This window comes from Litoreibacter sp. (assembly GCF_058136045.1).
Window position 1 is genome coordinate 138633 of the sequence record NZ_JBYVDD010000008.1, and the last position, 15531, is coordinate 154163.

The window sequence follows — 15531 nt, forward strand, 5'->3', positions numbered from 1 at the left end:
GGTGCCGCGCTTTAGTTTGAGCACGCAATAGGCACTTCAATCACGTCAGCCCCTTTGCGGGTTTTGATCGTGCAGACTTTTTCAGCCTTAGCCGTGATTGCCGTTTCTTCCTGAATGCCCAAAAGCTGGTTTTGATCAACCTCGACAGAGGCAACTTCCGCCACATCTCCTGCGCCAACTAGGGATAAGGACAAACGACCCGTTGATTGCGCTTGTGCCAAAACGCCAACCTTAGAAGGGGTCGTGGCAACTGTAACTGTCCGTGCGATTGTCGGTGCGGAGCGGTCGCCGTCGGCGATTTGATCAACTGCCAAGAGTTTCAACCGGGTCTCGATGAGCTTGGTGACCTCGCGGCCACGGCTGTCGCCAGTCCAGTAGACGTCTACATGGTCGCCGGGGCGTAGAAAGCCGGACACGCCGGAAGAGACGTCCACACGTAATGCAAAAGCGCGCATACCTTTGGCAAGGCGCGAAGATACACCTGCGTCCTCGCCTGGGGCGGTGACTTTTAAAGCCAAAACAGCTTCGTCTTTTTCCATCACACGCAGAACAGTGCGCAATGCACCTGATGGAGGGAACAGATCTTCACCTTTTTGGAACGCACCTTCAGGGATAGCGTTGTTTGGCCAAGCGATGATTTGCACGTCTTCTTTGGTGAGGGCCTCGCCATAAGCCATTTGGCGTTTGACCGTGAAAACGGCCTCTAGGGGAACATGGCTTTTCAGTAATTTCTCTTGAGCCGCGTTTTTCGCCTGATATTGGTCGAAGCGGTTTTTGGCCATGAATGCGGCAAAGCCCGCCAAAGCGATCCCGACCACTAGCACTAACCCAAATAACATCCGCATGGTTTGCCCCTTTATAATAGCTACGGTCCTGCCATTTGCTGACAGGTTTACTCGTCTTGGGGCTAGTATTGTTGCCAAATACGGCAAAATGGTGGAGCGCGCATGGATTTACTGCGGCAAACAGGGGAGGGTGCCAATCAGAACGAGGTGCTTATCAGCTGGCTACTCAGGGTTGTATCTACGTCCCCGGTCAGATCCTCGGTTCCGTCGATCACGACCCCCATAGAAGCCAATGCGAGACCAATTACCCCTGCTGACAAGATGACCCAATCCACGGTCACCGCACCAGATTCATCTGATAAGAAATGGGGTACTTGATAAAACATGAATATCTCCGCGGGTAAGGATTGGCTGGACGTGCTGTTGGGTGTAACTTTTTGCACTCAATTAAGGTTAAATTTAGAAGAAATAAGGCATTCCCGCCTTAATTCAGTGCTATTCGGGAAACGGATCGTTTCCGAAGGTTACTCACTTCTTGTCTGTTAGGTTTAGTTCTTCCCATGAAAAAGGCCGCACTCCGAAGAGCGCGACCCAATCTTGAAATAGCCGGTTGGCTACGACTGACTTAGAAAGTAGTCGCGATACCTTGGCTAGTCAGTTGGTTTTCGATGTCGCCGGACAGGTCTTCCAGACCGTCGGAAACAGAAGCCATAACGGCGATGCCCAAACCAACGATGGCTGCGGTCAAAACAACCCAGTCAACGGTTACGGCGCCAGATTCGTCAGCTGCGAAATTTTTGATCATTGCGTTAAGTGTCATGTTGTATCCCTCCAAGGATATAAGTTTTAGTTTCCAAGTTAACCTTGACGTTTGAGTGATCCGGCCAGCCTCTGTTCTAGACCGTGTCACCGTCTTGGTATGCAGTCTGTATCCCCCTCAATCTGGGCAGGAATTGGGCATAAATGGTGCGATTTTTAGTAACTTTTATTTTATTTTTGAGAGTCTTAAGGGGATTTTAGGGCTGAACGAAAAAAGGCCGCACTCCGAAGAGCGCGACCCAATCTTGAAATAGCCGGTTGGCTACGACTGACTTAGAAAGTAGTCGCGATACCTTGGCTAGTCAGCTGGTTTTCGATGTCGCCGGACAGGTCTTCCAGACCGTCGGAAACAGAAGCCATAACGGCGATGCCCAAACCAACGATGGCTGCGGTCAAAACAACCCAGTCAACGGTTACGGCGCCAGATTCGTCAGCTGCGAAATTTTTGATCATTGCGTTAAGTGTCATGTTGTATCCCTCCAAGGATATAAGTTTTAGTTTCCAAGTTAACCTTGACGTTTGAGTGATCCGGCCAGCCTCTGTTCTAGACCGTGTCACCGTCTTGGTATGCAGTCTGTATCCCCCTCAATCTGGGCAGGAATTGGGCATAAATGGTGCGATTTTGAAGCACGTCCTAAAATCTGCATAAAACTTTCAAGTCTTTGATTTTAAAGATATAATTTAGAATATTTTAATATTCATGCAGAAGGTTGTTGCCTGTGTTGCGACAATGGCGGCACGGTCCGTATTATTGTCTTCACCTGCCAGTAGTATCGCCCTTATTTTTCTGCAAGACTACGAGGAATAATAACAACAACGACAGGTCGGGCAGGCTCATGTCGCTATCAATTCGAGGACTTCTCCTCCTGATGTGCCTAGGCATCGGGCTTCCTGCGCAAGCTGCGGAGTTGAAACCGGCGTTTGGTGGAAGCTTTACCTTCAAGAAAATCAAACCTCCGTCGAAGGCCTCTAAAAAGCGGATCACAATTCAAATAGAGCCAAAGGCGGTTGTGGCTAGAAAGCCCACCTCTTCAAAAGATGCGGATAAAGCGCCGGCACCCTCGCAAGTGGATTGGTTCTGGGCCGCAGTTTCACCGTCGGTCGAGGCAAGCGGGCCGGGGCGCTTCAGCAAAGCGGTGGCCAGCCTTGGCAAGGCACCTAAAGGTAAGGGCGTCGCTGCCCCGCGTTTGGAGACCATGCAGGCCATCGCAAAGGCGCATGGGACGGCTATACTTATAGAGACGTTAAATAAGAAAATTTCTCCGGCCTTCGTTTTGGCGCTGATCTCGGTTGAATCGGGCGGGCGGGCCAGTGTCGAGAGTAACAAGGGCGCGCAGGGGTTGATGCAATTGATCCCAGCAACCGCCGCGCGCTTTGGCGTGACTGACAGCACGGATCCTGCGCAAAACATCAAAGGCGGGGTGGCCTATCTGGAATGGCTTATGAACGAGTTTAAAGGCGACCCGATTTTGGCGCTGGCTGGCTATAACGCCGGAGAGAACGCTGTGAAGAAACACGGTGGTGTTCCTCCTTACGCCGAGACGCGGAATTACGTGCCGAAGGTTCTTGCGGCGTGGAAGGTTGCTAGGGGGATGTGTCTGACACCGCCGGAGCTTGTTTCTGACGGCTGTGTGTTCCGAACGAAAGGTTAACCTGTGATGGACGACAAACCCTTGGTCCTTGATGTGGACGGCACGTTTTTGCGCACTGACATGTTGTTGGAATGCTTTTGGTCTGCCATGGGACGGGCCCCTTTGCGCACGCTACGCGTCGCTGTGACCCATTTTAAGGACCGTGCGCGGCTGAAATCTGAGCTGGCAAGCCTGGCGAATTGCCGTGTAGATTTGATGCCGGTTGATGCCAATTTGGCAGAATTGGCACGCGAGGCGACAGCGCAGGGGCATGAGGTCATCTTGGCCTCGGCCTCGGACATCTCACTGGTCAAGGACCTTGCGCAGCATCACGGCCTGTCGGAGCAGGTCTTCGCCTCTGATGGTGTGACCAACCTGAAAGGTGCAGCAAAGTCAAAGGCTTTGGTCGCGGCCCTTGGCGAGCGTGGTTTCCATTATGCGGGCAATGAAGCCACCGATCTAGAGGTTTGGCGTCAAGCGGATGAGGCGATTATCGTGGGGAATGTCTACGGTGCCGCCGATGAATTGGGCCAAGCGGGGCATTCGGTCACGCAACTTCCCTCAGGCTGGTCTTGGGCCAGCTTGATGAAAGCCATGCGGCCGCACCAATATGTAAAGAACGTGTTGTTACTGTTGCCGATCATTGCGGCCCATAATTTTGGCTGGTCGGCGTTTTGGCCTGTGCTGTTGGCAATGGTGGCCTTTTCGGCCGCCGCCTCGTGCATCTATTTGGTTAACGACTTGCTGGATTTGGATGCGGACCGTTTGCACCCCACCAAATGTCGCCGCCCGTTCGCCAGCGGGGCTTTGCCGCTGATGGTGGGGATGAAGGCGGTGATCGGGCTGGCGGTTGTGGCGCTGGGCGTTGCGGCTGCGTTGAATGTGGCGTTTTTGGGCGTTGTGGTGCTCTATATGGTCTTGTCGTTGGCCTATTCGCTAAAACTCAAGCGGATGCGCTGGGTCGATATCGCGACGTTGGCTTCTCTATATACTCTGCGCGTTGTTGCGGGGGCAGCGGCGGCGGAGGTCTATGTGACCGGCTATATGTTGGTGTTCATCTTCCCGGTCTTCGTCACCTTGGGCTGCGTGAAGCGCTTAACAGAGTTAACGCTGGCCACGTCAGACGCGCGGTTGCCGGGGCGCGGCTACGGGCGGCCTGACCGCTCTGACCTGCTTAACGTGGCGGGTCTGGGGATGTTTGGCGCGCTTTTGGTGTTCTTCTTGTATTCGTTCACCGATCAGGCGCGCTCGCTATACCCGACGCAATGGTTGCTATGGGTGGCCTTGCTGCCCATCGGCGGGTGGCTGTTTCGGATGGTCTCGCTTGGCTATAAGGGCAAGCAAGACTACGACCCGATTGTTTTCGCCATGCGGGACCGCCACGGTATTTCGCTGATCTTGTTCACCCTGACACTGATGTTTTACGCGGCAGGGCTGTTTCACAAGGCGTTTGGCTTCTAGACGCTTAGTTTTTTGAACACGCGTTCAGGGATCCTTGTTATGATCCCCATAATCAGCCGCCAGAACCCCGGCGCGTAGATCACATCCTTGCGTTTCTCGACCGCGCTCAGGATATCGCCTGCAATTTTATCGGGGGTGGCGACAAGGAACATCCCCTCGATCCCCCACGTCATTGCGGTGTCCACAAAGCCGGGCTTTACCGTGACCACATGCCCGCCGGAGCGTGTCAGGCGGTTTCGCAGGCCACTTAGGTAGGTGTGAAATCCGGCCTTGGCCGAGCCGTAGACATAGTTGCCAATGCGGCCTCGGTCCCCCGCGACGGAGCCGACGCCTACGACAGTGCCGCAACCGCGGTCTTCCAATGTTGGGGCGATGGCTTGCAGGAAGGCCGCGGGGCCTGCGTAATTATCCGTGACCACGCCCGCGATCAGGGACGGATCGGCGTCGATGGCGTCTTGCGTTGGCATGGAGCCGATGAAAACGGCAACATTGATGGTGCCTTCAAGCGTTGTTGCTTGGTCGATAAGGGCTGTGAATGTCGTCGCGTCGCGCGCATCAAAATGCACGGCTTGGGCCAGCGGCGCGCCGCGCAACGCGCAATCCGTAGCACTGGCTTCCAGATCAGTCATGTCGCGTCCCGCAAGCAAGACCTGCGCGCCATTCTCAGAGACAGCACGGGCAAAGGCGCGCGCCATGGAGGACGTTGCGCCCAAGATTATCCAAGTATCGGTCATGCGTGGCTCCGGATTTTCAGGCGGCGGGTTTGGTCGGTCTCATAGGCGCCGTCGGGGTCTTGTTTGTTGGCGATGGTGGCGAACTTAGTGACCTCTGGGTACATCGCTGCGAGGCGCTCGGCTTTCAGGGTCGCGTCTTTGGCCAGATACACGCGGCCGCCGGATTTCTCGGTCATTTCTTCCAGCTCGGCAATCAATGTCTCGACGCGACCGCGGTTGGGGAAGTCCACGGCAAGGGTATATCCTTCCATCGGGAAGGACATCAGCCCGGCGCGCCCTGACCCCATGCGCTTTATCACGGCCAAAGGCGAGGCGAGGCCCGCGTGGGCGATTTTATCGAGCATGGCGCGCAATATGGCAACTTGCGCCACGGGAACGACGCATTGAAACTGGTGAAACCCGCGCTTGCCGTAAAGGCGGTTCCACGCGTTCAATTTGTCCAACGGGAAGAAAAATTCGGTGATTGGCTTCACGCTGGTGCGGCCTTGTTCCGGCACGCGGCGAAAATACAGGCCGTTGAAAGCCCGCACGATCGGGCCGGAGAGCGCCCATTTTGGCGCGTCGAACGGCACGGATTTGGACCGCTTGGCATCAGGGACCAGACCGTATCCGGTTTCGGCCTCTTCTAAAATGCCACGCCCCAAGGCGTCACCCTGCGCGGTCGCGTCAATCCAGCCGACGGTGTAGGTGGACTGCGAGGCGTCCAGCGCCTCGATGAATTGCTCGAACCCGTCGATCCGGCGCTCGGTCACCATGATCACGTCGCCCTTGCAGGGCAGCAGCTGGATTTTGGCGGAGACGATGACGCCAGTTTGCCCCATGCCACCGATGGTCGCGCGAAACAGGTTTGCCCCTTTGGTCAGGCTGATTTTCTGGGTCTTGCCACGGTTCATCAAGGTGATCTCGGTCACATGTTGCCCAAAAGATCCCGCGCCATGGTGATTTTTGCCGTGAACATCATGGGCAATGCAGCCGCCGATTGTCGCAAATCCGGTGCCGGGCATAACACTTGGTAGCCAGCCGTCCGGGGCAAAGCGGCGGGCGATGTCGCCAATGCGTGCGCCTGCTTCGACCTCTAGAATTCCGGTCTCGGGGTCGAAGTTCAACAAGCGATCCAAGCGGGTCATATCAATAGCGTCACCGCCGTTATTGAGGCATGAATCCCCGTAAGAGCGGCACATGCCGATTGCGGGGGCAGGGGTGTCAGCCTGTGTGGTGGCCAGTGCGGACACCCGCTCGGGGCGGGCAACACGACCTGTAGATTTCAAAACGCGGCCCCAGCCGGAGTAACTTAGGTTGTTCCAGATCATATCGTTTTCATCTTACGTGAAAGGGTTTCGGCGAATGGGAAGGTCAGCATCCCAAGGGCGATAGCATACCAAAGCGTGGTGATGCGAATGACTGTGGTGGCGGCCAAAGCGACATGTAGCGGCACGCCGTTCATGGATAACATGACCATCATGGTGGCCTCGGCCCCGCCCAAGCCGCCCGGCGCACCTGTTAGGCCGCCAGCCAGTGTCGAGAATAGAAAAATGACGGTGGCGGTTGCAAAGCCCACATCGGCGTTCATCCAATGCAGCAGCAGGAATAGGGCAAGCCCTTCGGCGGCCCAGCCAATAGCGCTAAGTATCATGGCGGGACCAGAAACCTGGAGGGCGCTAAACAACCCCATGGAGCGCGCGGCTTGGCGCAAGCGGGCGAACGGGCGCGGCCAACGGCGCAGGGTGCCAAAAGCGGCCTCAACAAGTTTCACCAAAAGGGTCGGGCGCGTCACGATAACAGCAGCCCCAATTGCGATGATCGCCACGGGAGCTGCGCTAAAGATGCCCTTGCCCGATACAAGAACCGCGATCCCCAAGACCCCCCCCATGGAGGCCAGATCAAAGGCGCGGTCGGCGAGTGTCAGGGGCGAGACCCGCTCGAAGCTCCAGCCGGTCATTCGGGTGATCCAGCGCAGGCGCACCAACTCGCCAACGCGGCCGGGCGTTATCGTCATGGCAAAGCCGCCAACGAAGTGCAAAACTGAATACCGTAGGGGTAATGGCAGGCCAAGGCGGCGAGCCAGAAGATGCCAGCGTGCCCCGCGGATTAGGTAGTTGATGAGCGAGAGCGCTAGAAGGGCGGCGACCTGCGCAAGGCTTAGTTTGCGGAACTCGGCCATCGTTTCCTGCCAACCCGTTGCGCTGATCAATCCGGCTAATCCGGCAGTGAAAAGCGCCAGTAGCCCCCACAATACCAACCGGTCACGCCAAGAGCGTGTGGGCGCACCCGCCATTGGGGTGATGGGAGGTAAGTTATTTTCAACCATAATCATTACCCCCGTGCGCTAGCGACAAAATGGGGCAAGAATATGAAACTGTTTCCAAATTGAAAACACCAGTGAAACTTGCGTTACCTAATCCGTTCAAACTTCGACACGTCGGTTCTGTTGTCAAAGAAAGGCACGCTTTCGGGCGGGGTGTTTGTGGTGGCTAGGGCCTCGACCTCGGCCAGCACAACCTCGGTAATGAACGGCAGGTTTAGGGCGCGTGCTTGTGTCAGGGGAACCCAATGCAGGTGGCGCAACTCGTCGCTGGCGTGGGAAAAGTCATCGAGGTCGGATGCTATGGCATGATCCGCATTGGCCAGAAAAAACCGCGCGTCAAACCGGCGCGGGCGACCGGGTGGGGTAATTGCGCGGAAAAAGTAGCGCAGCCCTTGTGCGGTGTTTAGCGTCAGGCCGGTTTCTTCCCATGTCTCGCGAAGGGCGGCTGCCAGCAGGGCGGGGCCAAGCGCGCCCAACCGGGTCAGGCATTGCGGCGACGGGTCACCCGGGAGTTTGAACGTCGCGTCCTCTGGATCTACGGCCCCGCCGGGGAAGACGTATTTATTTGGCATGAAGGCCGCGTTCTTGCCGCGCTGGCCCATGAGAACCTTCGGCGAGTGCTCTACGTCACGCAGTAAAATGACGCTGGCGGCGTCTCTGATTGGGATGTCGGTCATGGGGGCACTGTGGCGCGTGCTGCCCATGGATTCAACACATATCGCGTTTGGTGTTTAAGTGGTGTCAGTGCCGCCAAAACCATGCATGCGCTTGGCCCATTGCAAGGCCACAAGCCCCCCCTTGAGGCGCGGGAGCAAATATAAAGACAAAGCGACGCAGCCGACACCGAAGATGGCAATCACAACCAACGGCTCAGGCTCAAACGTGAAGAATGTCCACAGCAACGTCGGTGCCATGATGTGGCCGACGATCAGAATGGTTAGATAGGCGGGACCGTCGTCGGCGCGGTGGTGGCTCATGCGCTCTTGGCAGATCGGGCATTCGTCACGCACCTTTAGGTAACTCGAAAACATCGGGCCTTGCCCACATGACGGGCAGCGGCGACGCCAGCCGCGTAACAGTGCCGGTTTGACGCTGCGTTCCGGTGCCGTTGTCTCTTGTGTCATGTGTTTGCGCCTTTTGGGGATGCACCAATCTTGAGAGGCACAGAGTAATTCACATGGTGACTGGATGTCTTGCGTCGGGTTGTCGCAACTCTTTTTTTCAATTTGGTGCGACGGAATGCGCAGGGCGGTTCGTTAAAGGTGCATAACGCGGCTCAAACAGGGCAGCGAATGAAACAAAACCGGAGATTAAAACATGGCTATCATGGCAGGTAACTTGAAATTCAAATTGGCCCTTGCTGGGCTTGGTGTGGCTTTGGCGATGGCCCCGGTTATGGCGCAAGCAAAGGGTGGCGAAGGCCGCGGCCACGGCCCGCGCATTAGCTTCGAGCAGTTTGATGCCAATGGCGACGGCAGTGTGACGCAGGCCGAGATGGAGGCGCATCGCGCGGCTCGTTTCACGGATGCGGATGCAAACGGCGATGGCCAGATTTCGCAAGCCGAGCTGGAGACCCACATGGAAGCCGAGAAGAGCAAGCGGATGTCTAACCGAGCCGCCAAGATAATCGAGCGGCTGGACACCAACGAAGACGGCTCCTTGAGCAAAGATGAGTTGGCGAAAGCTGGCGGCGAACGTAAAGGCAAAGGCGACGGGTTCTCGCGGATGGACAAGGATGGCGACGGCTCTGTTTCCAAAGAAGAGTTCGATGCAATGGGCAAGAAGCATATGGGCCGCAAGTGGGCCAAGGGCGGAAAAGGCCCTAAGGGCGGCAAAGATTGTCACGACAATAACTAAGTTTGTGCGAGGCGGCCCTTCAAGGTCGCCTCCACCCTCGACTTGCAGTAACTTTGTTCTGGATGGATATGGCTCTCGATCAATCGGATCAACCTGATGATGATGCCTTGCTGGTGCTATTTGCCAATGGTGATGCGGCAGCGGCCGGGGCTTTGACGCTGCGGTTGTCCCCGAAGGCGTTAAGTTTCGCACGGCGTATGCTGGGTGATTTGGCCGAGGCCGAGGACGTTGTCCAGGAGGCTATGTTGCGGTTGTGGCGGATTGCGCCCGACTGGCGGCCGGGTGAGGCAAAGCCTGCGACGTGGCTGTTTCGGGTGATTAATAACCTGTGCATTGACCGGATTCGCAAACGACAAAAGGTGAGCGTTGGCCTTGAAGCTGTGGCGGAACCCGCAGATCCGACCCCATCCGCCGAGGCGAGGATGATACAATCTGACCGAATGGCGGCGCTTGATGCAGGCCTTGCAAGCTTGCCTGAGCGTCAACGCCAAGCGGTTGTGCTGCGCCACATTGAGGGGCTACCAAACCCTGAGATTGCGCAGATTATGGATGTTAGTGTCGAAGCTGTTGAAAGCCTGACAGCGCGCGGCAAAAGGGCGCTTGCGCAAGCACTGGCCCCGCAAAAAGAGGAGCTGTCCTTATGACTGGGAAGCATGATCAAATGCACGGCCTTGATGAAGCACTGGATGATTTGTTTGCACAAGCGCGCAGTGATGCCTTGGTGCCGTCGAAAGATTTTCTGGCTCGGGTGTCCCAAGATGCCAGTGAGGTGCAAGTGGGGTTCCACTCGGATGGCGTGATACAACGCACCCCCGATGTGCCGTGGTGGAAGCTATTGCTTGAAGAAATAGGCGGGGTTCCGGCGCTTGGTGGTATGGTCGCCTCAGTCTGCATGGGGATATATTTAGGGGTGGTGAACCCCGATCTTGCAGATAGCTTGAGAGCCGTGGACAACACAGATGTGGCCGAGGCGGAGGGGGTTATGACCCACGCTCTGCTGGGTGATTTGTTTTGGGTTGAAGAAGGGTAATGGCGATGAATGAGACTAATAAACGTCGTGGGCGCTGGGTGCGAATTGCCTTAGGGCTATCGCTGGCCGTTAACTTGCTGATCTTGGGTTCCTTCCTAGGTGCGTTCCTTGTTGGTGGCCCTAGTGGCCGGGACAAAATGTCGGAGCGGCGCGGCGGGAATGTTGCGATTGGGATTTATGGTCATGCGCTCGAGAAATCTGACCGACGCAAGATTGGTAAACGGCTGCGGCAGGATCGTGATTCAAAGAAGGGCGACATGCGGGCGGAGTTAGGAAAAACAACGCGTGAGGCGACGGCGTTGCTGTTGCAGGATCCGTTTGACAAAGATGCTTTTGCGGCTTTGCTGCAACGCCAGCAGGGTACGATCAAAGGGCGCTCTGACCAGATGCAAACTGCGCTGGTAGAGCATGTTGCGGCTATGTCGCCAGAAAAACGGACGGCCTATGCCGCGCGGTTGACCGAAATTCTTGACCGTGGTCCCCGTCGAAAATAAGCAGCTATATTAAATGGCTGTGACCTCTATGCGGCAGATGCGCATATGGAGACAATGTTGCGCCCGCGTGACTTCGCTGCATATAATTCCTGATCAGCTTGCTCAAGCATCGCCGAAATGGATTGTGCGCCGTCGTGGAGCACAAGGCCAATACTAACAGTCACACTTAGCGGTGCCGGATTGCCTTTGACACGAATGCTTAAATCCCTGACAGCGCGCCGCAACCGGTTTGCCGTAGCGGTGGCTTGCTCGCGGTCGGTGTGCGGTAGTGCGACTAAAAACTCTTCGCCACCGGTGCGGCAAATCAAATCCCCTTCGCGCAGATTATCACGTAGTGCTTCGGCGATGACGGTAAGTACTGTGTCACCGGCCCCATGTCCAAAGCGGTCGTTGACGTCTTTGAAGTGGTCGATATCGAGAGCTAAAACCGCAAATTGGCGGCCGGAATCATGGCTTTCACGGTGCATTTCACTTAGTTTTCCGGTTGCGAAGCGTCGATTGTGAAGGCCGGTTAGGGGGTCTGTGATGGCTTGCTTCAAACTGTCATGAACAACTTGTTTTCGCCGTGCCACCGTAGAGAAAATTCTGGCTTGGTGTTCAATTCGCGCTAAAACTTCATCCTTATGTGTGGTCTCAAAAAGGGCCTCGTCCGCCCCTAGGTCAAACGCGCGGGCCAATTGTGACGGGGTCGCGGATTCTAGGGCTAAAATTATACGTGCCCCATGTAGTCGAGCCCGTGATTTCATTTGCGACAAGATCGAGAGCGCCCGTTCAGTCATGCCGTGCTCCGCGAATAACATGATAACGCTGGGTTCGCGAGTTAAGGTATCGGGTTGCATGAGGACTGGAAGTTGCACCATCTCAATCGTGCCAGTTTTGAGCTTTTCGGCGAGAAGCGTTTCAATGAGTGGGCTCCACGGGCCATATGTCGTGCCGGTTTCGAGTTTGGCAACGCGGGAAATGGCAATCTTAACAAAATTTTTCGCGCTTGAGCTTCTTAGGGTAGGTGACCATTCCGACTGTTCTGCCGGTAATTCCAACTCGTGAATGCGGGCGCGATCTCGCATTGAATTTCGAAGCCGCGCCAGTAGAACCTCTTCTGGGACTGGACGGGCAATGCAATCACTGGCCCCGGCACGGAGGCAACGGTCTGTGATATCAATGGGTTCGGGCTGCTCATAAACGTCATGCATGAACAGATATGATATGGCCGTAGGGTTTGTTGAGCGTCCAGCGGAGACCCATTTCAAAGCACAATTGTCGTCTTCGGTTATTAAAAGGGTGGAGATTAAGATTGCTTCGAATGGGACCCGAGCTATAATTTCACGGGCTTGCTGGATGCTGTCAGCCACACTTACTTCATAATGTGCGATGCCAAGTTTGGCCTTCAACACAATTCTGTTTGTTGGAATCGGGTCTACAATGAGCACGCGGCCAGCCATGCTTGTCACCTCCTGAGGTCGGGAATCGCCTCTTGCTTGCCCGTAGTGTGATCTGCGATGTGTTAAAAAACCATTTACCAAGCTGGAGCCTTGTGATGACCCCACAAAAAGCGGAGGAACTGGCCATAGTCGCCCTTGGGTGGATCGCCGCGTCGGATGACTTGATGGGGGTGTTTTTGGGGGCGACTGGATCGTCGATTGATATGGTCAGATCGCAAGCGACAGACCCGGAGTTTCTGGGGTCTGTCTTGGATTTTTTGCTAATGAATGATGAGTGGATCATAGGTTTTTGCGATGCCACTGCTTTGGACCGACGCCAACCTATGATCGCTCGCCAGTTACTGCCAGGGGGGGGCGTACCCAATTGGACTTGATTGGGATAGGAGCAAGCTTTCAGCCGTTTTTTCGAGCGCTTTGAGCTTAAAGCGTTTGGCCCGTTGGCACGGGCGCCCCAACGATCTCTAGCAACAAGTTCCGAGTGTTCTGTTGGGTCATCTCAATGGGGTTCCCGCCTGTGCTGGGGTCGATCAACGCACCTGCAACGATGTGGTCAATGTCGGGGTTTTCAATCCCCAGACCGGCCAGCGTTTTTGGAATGCCAAGTTGGGCGTTGAGATCGTCCACATAGGCGCAGAACCCCTCAAAACCACCTGAAATACCGAGATAGGCGGCGGCTTGCCCCATAACGCCCTCAATCGCGGGCTTGTTGAATTGCAGCACAGCGGGCATGCAAACCGCATTCGTTGTGCCGTGATGAGTATGGTAAATCGCGCCGATTGGGTGGGATAAGGCGTGGATCGCGCCAAGGCCTTTTTGGAATGCTGTAGCCCCCATCGCGGCGGCGCTCATCATGTGGGCGCGCGCCTCGATGTCGGTGCCGTCGGCATAGGCGCGAGGCAGGTAGTCTTTGACCAGCCGCATGCCTTCAAGCGCCATGCCTTGCGACATGGGGTGATAATGCGGCGAGCAGAACGCCTCGACGCAATGGGCGAAGGCATCCAGTCCGGTGCCTGCGGTGATAAAGTTGGGCATGCCCACGGTAAGTTCCGGGTCACAAATGACGACTGCTGGCAGAAATTTTGGGTGGAAAATGATCTTCTTTTCTTGCGTCACAGAGTTGGTGATGACAGAGGCACGCCCAACCTCGGAGCCAGTGCCGGCCGTTGTTGGCACGGCCACGATGGGAACGATTGCATCCGCATCGGCGCGGGTCCAATAGTCGCCTATATCCTCAAAATCCCACAGGGGCCGCGTTTGGCCAGCAAGGAAGGCAACCAGTTTTCCTAGGTCCAAGCCGGAGCCGCCGCCAAAGGCCACCACGCCGTCATGCCCGCCATCATTGAAGGCCTTCACGCCAGCGGCGGCGTTCTTTTCATTGGGGTTCGGGTCTACGTCGCTGAACATAGCGCGCCCCAAGCCTGCGGCATCTAGAAGGTCCAGCGTTTTGGTGGTGATTTCCATGCTGGCCAACCCGCGATCGGTGATCAGCAGCGGCTTTTTGATGCCAGCCACATGGCAAGCGTCGGCAATCTCGTTGATGCGGCCTGCACCGAAGCGAATGGCGGTTGGGTAGGACCAATTGGCGGTATAGTTCATGGCGTCAAGCCTTCTTGAAGTGGTATGATTTTGGGCGCGTAAGATTGTGATAGCCGATTACGGATAAGCCACCTCCGCGTCCGGTGTCTTTGCATCCCGTCCAGCACAATCCGGGGTCCAGATAGTCGGCGCGGTTCATGAAAACGGTTCCGGTTTCCAACTGATCGGCAATGCCTTCGGCGCGCGCAGCATCTTGGGTCCAGAGCGAGGCGGTTAGGCCGAACTGGCTGTCATTCATCAACGCGATGGCCCCGGCGTCGTCTTTGACAGGCATAATCCCGACAACTGGTCCGAAACTCTCGTCACGCATCACGCGCATGGAGTGGTCCACGTCTACCAATATTTGCGGCATCAGATAAGCGCCGCTGTCTTGCGGAAATAGTGCGGGGTCGATCAAGGCTTTGGCCCCTGCGGCGATTGCCTCGGAGGTTTGCGCGCGGACTTCATTGGCAAAACGCACATGCGCCATTGGGCCAAGGGTCGTGTCCGGGTCCAGCGGGTTGCCGAGTTTGTAGGTGTTCACGATGGCCGTGGCCTTCTCAATGAACGCATCGAACAGGTTGTCCGCGACGTAAATCCGCTCGATCCCGCAGCAGCATTGCCCGGAGTTGAACATTGCCCCGTCGATCAACGTATCCACGGCTGCATCAAGGTTGGCATCCTCCATAACATAGCCCGGATCTTTGCCGCCCAATTCCAGCCCCAAGCCGGTGAAGGTGCCACAAGCGGCCGTCTCCATCGCGCGACCACCACCAACGGAGCCGGTGAAGTTCACGAACCCAAAGGCGCGTGCTGCGATTAAATCGGAGGTGGTTTGGTGGTCTAGAAAGACGTTTTGGAACACATCCTCGGGGATGCCCGCCATGTGGAAGGCTTTGGCTAGGCGCTCGCCCACAAGTGGGGTTTGCGAGGCATGTTTCAACATCACCGCATTGCCCGCGATCAGGGCGGGGGCGACGGTGTTGATGGCCGTCATGTAGGGGTAATTCCACGGGGCGACGACCAAAACTAGGCCGTGAGGCACGCGTTTGATCGTACGGTGAAACGCGTCGCTATCCTCGACCACAATCGGGGCAAGGGCTTCTTGCGCGATCTCGGCCATGTAGCTGGCGCGCTCGTTAAAGCCGCCGAACTCGCCGCCATAACGTACGGGCCGCCCCATTTGCCATGCCAGCTCGGTCACGATCTCGTCGTTCATCTCGCCGATGATGGCGACGCCAGCTTGCACCAGCGCGATACGCTCGGATAGCGGGCGCGCGGCCCATGCGGTTTGGGCGATCTTGGCGCGCGCGACGGTGGCCTTTGCGTCAGAGGCGGATAATGTGGGTCGCTCGGCATAGATCGCGCCGTCAATCGGGGAGATGCATTGGATCATTT

The 15531-nt window shown here is 56.3% G+C and carries 19 protein-coding genes; 7 read left to right on the plus strand and 12 right to left on the minus strand.

Annotation, left to right across the window (positions count from 1 at the left end; all coding sequences use genetic code 11):
• Positions 1-11: 11 nt before the first annotated feature.
• The 4 genes from cpaB to AC3Y7R_RS12735 all read right to left on the minus strand — a co-directional run bounded on the left by cpaB (position 12) and on the right by AC3Y7R_RS12735 (position 2072).
• A complete protein-coding gene (gene cpaB / locus AC3Y7R_RS12720) occupies positions 12-845 on the minus strand; it encodes a Flp pilus assembly protein CpaB (protein ID WP_490042423.1) in 834 nt (277 codons plus the stop codon).
• Between the two features lie 137 nt (positions 846-982).
• Complete coding sequence (locus AC3Y7R_RS12725) at positions 983-1171, minus strand: pilus assembly protein (protein WP_490042424.1); 189 nt, start codon at positions 1169-1171, stop codon at positions 983-985.
• A gap of 239 nt (positions 1172-1410) precedes the next feature.
• Positions 1411-1605, minus strand: coding sequence for a Flp family type IVb pilin (locus AC3Y7R_RS12730; protein ID WP_490042425.1), 195 nt, complete (start codon positions 1603-1605; stop codon positions 1411-1413).
• 272 nt (positions 1606-1877) lie between these two features.
• Positions 1878-2072: a Flp family type IVb pilin gene (locus tag AC3Y7R_RS12735; protein WP_490042425.1), complete on the minus strand. Its 195-nt coding sequence runs from the start codon at positions 2070-2072 to the stop codon at positions 1878-1880.
• Between the two features lie 401 nt (positions 2073-2473).
• Between AC3Y7R_RS12735 and AC3Y7R_RS12740 the strand changes: the two genes are divergently transcribed.
• Positions 2474-3256: a lytic transglycosylase domain-containing protein gene (locus tag AC3Y7R_RS12740; protein WP_490042426.1), complete on the plus strand. Its 783-nt coding sequence runs from the start codon at positions 2474-2476 to the stop codon at positions 3254-3256.
• Between the two features lie 6 nt (positions 3257-3262).
• Entirely contained in the window at positions 3263-4696 is a 1434-nt protein-coding gene (locus tag AC3Y7R_RS12745) for a UbiA family prenyltransferase (RefSeq protein ID WP_490042427.1), read from the plus strand.
• Here AC3Y7R_RS12745 and AC3Y7R_RS12750 read toward each other — a convergent pair.
• The 5 genes from AC3Y7R_RS12750 to AC3Y7R_RS12770 all read right to left on the minus strand — a co-directional run bounded on the left by AC3Y7R_RS12750 (position 4693) and on the right by AC3Y7R_RS12770 (position 8859).
• Positions 4693-5430 (minus strand): SDR family oxidoreductase, encoded by a 738-nt coding sequence (locus tag AC3Y7R_RS12750; protein WP_490042428.1) that lies wholly within the window; start codon positions 5428-5430, stop codon positions 4693-4695. The genes AC3Y7R_RS12745 and AC3Y7R_RS12750 overlap by 4 nt on opposite strands.
• A complete protein-coding gene (locus AC3Y7R_RS12755) occupies positions 5427-6740 on the minus strand; it encodes an FAD-binding protein (protein WP_490042429.1) in 1314 nt (437 codons plus the stop codon). Before AC3Y7R_RS12755 ends, AC3Y7R_RS12750 begins: the two co-directional genes overlap by 4 nt.
• Positions 6737-7744 (minus strand): lysylphosphatidylglycerol synthase transmembrane domain-containing protein, encoded by a 1008-nt coding sequence (locus AC3Y7R_RS12760; RefSeq protein ID WP_490042430.1) that lies wholly within the window; start codon positions 7742-7744, stop codon positions 6737-6739. The genes AC3Y7R_RS12755 and AC3Y7R_RS12760 overlap by 4 nt, the downstream gene beginning before the upstream one ends.
• Before the next feature lie 77 nt (positions 7745-7821).
• Positions 7822-8412 (minus strand): NUDIX hydrolase, encoded by a 591-nt coding sequence (locus tag AC3Y7R_RS12765; protein ID WP_490042431.1) that lies wholly within the window; start codon positions 8410-8412, stop codon positions 7822-7824.
• Positions 8413-8466: 54 nt separating this feature from the next.
• Complete coding sequence (locus tag AC3Y7R_RS12770) at positions 8467-8859, minus strand: DUF983 domain-containing protein (protein WP_490042432.1); 393 nt, start codon at positions 8857-8859, stop codon at positions 8467-8469.
• Positions 8860-9052: 193 nt separating this feature from the next.
• Between AC3Y7R_RS12770 and AC3Y7R_RS12775 the strand changes: the two genes are divergently transcribed.
• From AC3Y7R_RS12775 to AC3Y7R_RS12790, 4 genes are all read left to right on the plus strand, one after another.
• On the plus strand, positions 9053-9592 hold the full coding sequence (locus AC3Y7R_RS12775; RefSeq protein ID WP_490042433.1) for an EF-hand domain-containing protein: 540 nt from the start codon (positions 9053-9055) through the stop codon (positions 9590-9592).
• Between the two features lie 62 nt (positions 9593-9654).
• Positions 9655-10236 (plus strand): RNA polymerase sigma factor, encoded by a 582-nt coding sequence (locus AC3Y7R_RS12780; protein WP_490042434.1) that lies wholly within the window; start codon positions 9655-9657, stop codon positions 10234-10236.
• On the plus strand, positions 10233-10622 hold the full coding sequence (locus tag AC3Y7R_RS12785) for a hypothetical protein (protein WP_490042435.1): 390 nt from the start codon (positions 10233-10235) through the stop codon (positions 10620-10622). The genes AC3Y7R_RS12780 and AC3Y7R_RS12785 overlap by 4 nt, the downstream gene beginning before the upstream one ends.
• Positions 10623-10627: 5 nt before the next feature.
• Entirely contained in the window at positions 10628-11116 is a 489-nt protein-coding gene (locus AC3Y7R_RS12790; RefSeq protein ID WP_490042436.1) for a periplasmic heavy metal sensor, read from the plus strand.
• 26 nt (positions 11117-11142) lie between these two features.
• Here the strand turns inward: AC3Y7R_RS12790 and AC3Y7R_RS12795 are convergent, their stop codons facing one another.
• Positions 11143-12558, minus strand: coding sequence for a diguanylate cyclase (locus tag AC3Y7R_RS12795; RefSeq protein WP_490042437.1), 1416 nt, complete (start codon positions 12556-12558; stop codon positions 11143-11145).
• A 95-nt stretch (positions 12559-12653) separates the two neighbouring features.
• Here AC3Y7R_RS12795 and AC3Y7R_RS12800 point away from each other — a divergent pair, with 95 nt between their 5' ends.
• Entirely contained in the window at positions 12654-12932 is a 279-nt protein-coding gene (locus AC3Y7R_RS12800; protein ID WP_490042438.1) for a DUF3572 domain-containing protein, read from the plus strand.
• A 46-nt stretch (positions 12933-12978) separates the two neighbouring features.
• Here the strand turns inward: AC3Y7R_RS12800 and AC3Y7R_RS12805 are convergent, their stop codons facing one another.
• Together AC3Y7R_RS12805 and AC3Y7R_RS12810 are read right to left on the minus strand one after the other, a co-directional pair.
• Entirely contained in the window at positions 12979-14154 is a 1176-nt protein-coding gene (locus AC3Y7R_RS12805) for an iron-containing alcohol dehydrogenase (protein ID WP_490042439.1), read from the minus strand.
• Positions 14155-14158: 4 nt separating this feature from the next.
• Positions 14159-15529 carry an aldehyde dehydrogenase family protein gene (locus AC3Y7R_RS12810; protein WP_490042440.1) on the minus strand — a complete coding sequence of 457 codons (1371 nt, stop codon included), beginning with the start codon at positions 15527-15529 and terminating at the stop codon, positions 14159-14161.
• Positions 15530-15531: the final 2 nt, after the last annotated feature.

Excerpts from the sequence above, each read along its gene's own strand:
- AC3Y7R_RS12765 (WP_490042431.1), bottom strand. The coding sequence starts at position 8,412 with ATGACCGACATCCCAATCAGAGACGCCGCCAGCGTCATTTTACTGCGT.
- AC3Y7R_RS12805 (WP_490042439.1), bottom strand. The coding sequence starts at position 14,154 with ATGAACTATACCGCCAATTGGTCCTACCCAACCGCCATTCGCTTCGGT.
- AC3Y7R_RS12755 (WP_490042429.1), bottom strand. The coding sequence starts at position 6,740 with ATGATCTGGAACAACCTAAGTTACTCCGGCTGGGGCCGCGTTTTGAAA.
- AC3Y7R_RS12800 (WP_490042438.1), top strand. The coding sequence starts at position 12,654 with ATGACCCCACAAAAAGCGGAGGAACTGGCCATAGTCGCCCTTGGGTGG.
- AC3Y7R_RS12725 (WP_490042424.1), bottom strand. The coding sequence starts at position 1,171 with ATGTTTTATCAAGTACCCCATTTCTTATCAGATGAATCTGGTGCGGTG.
- cpaB (WP_490042423.1), bottom strand. The coding sequence starts at position 845 with ATGCGGATGTTATTTGGGTTAGTGCTAGTGGTCGGGATCGCTTTGGCG.
- AC3Y7R_RS12770 (WP_490042432.1), bottom strand. The coding sequence starts at position 8,859 with ATGACACAAGAGACAACGGCACCGGAACGCAGCGTCAAACCGGCACTG.
- AC3Y7R_RS12730 (WP_490042425.1), bottom strand. The coding sequence starts at position 1,605 with ATGACACTTAACGCAATGATCAAAAATTTCGCAGCTGACGAATCTGGC.
- AC3Y7R_RS12745 (WP_490042427.1), top strand. The coding sequence starts at position 3,263 with ATGGACGACAAACCCTTGGTCCTTGATGTGGACGGCACGTTTTTGCGC.
- AC3Y7R_RS12740 (WP_490042426.1), top strand. The coding sequence starts at position 2,474 with ATGTGCCTAGGCATCGGGCTTCCTGCGCAAGCTGCGGAGTTGAAACCG.
- AC3Y7R_RS12780 (WP_490042434.1), top strand. The coding sequence starts at position 9,655 with ATGGATATGGCTCTCGATCAATCGGATCAACCTGATGATGATGCCTTG.
- AC3Y7R_RS12735 (WP_490042425.1), bottom strand. The coding sequence starts at position 2,072 with ATGACACTTAACGCAATGATCAAAAATTTCGCAGCTGACGAATCTGGC.
- AC3Y7R_RS12790 (WP_490042436.1), top strand. The coding sequence starts at position 10,628 with ATGAATGAGACTAATAAACGTCGTGGGCGCTGGGTGCGAATTGCCTTA.
- AC3Y7R_RS12810 (WP_490042440.1), bottom strand. The coding sequence starts at position 15,529 with ATGATCCAATGCATCTCCCCGATTGACGGCGCGATCTATGCCGAGCGA.
- AC3Y7R_RS12750 (WP_490042428.1), bottom strand. The coding sequence starts at position 5,430 with ATGACCGATACTTGGATAATCTTGGGCGCAACGTCCTCCATGGCGCGC.
- AC3Y7R_RS12775 (WP_490042433.1), top strand. The coding sequence starts at position 9,053 with ATGGCTATCATGGCAGGTAACTTGAAATTCAAATTGGCCCTTGCTGGG.
- AC3Y7R_RS12760 (WP_490042430.1), bottom strand. The coding sequence starts at position 7,744 with ATGATTATGGTTGAAAATAACTTACCTCCCATCACCCCAATGGCGGGT.
- AC3Y7R_RS12785 (WP_490042435.1), top strand. The coding sequence starts at position 10,233 with ATGACTGGGAAGCATGATCAAATGCACGGCCTTGATGAAGCACTGGAT.
- AC3Y7R_RS12795 (WP_490042437.1), bottom strand. The coding sequence starts at position 12,558 with ATGGCTGGCCGCGTGCTCATTGTAGACCCGATTCCAACAAACAGAATT.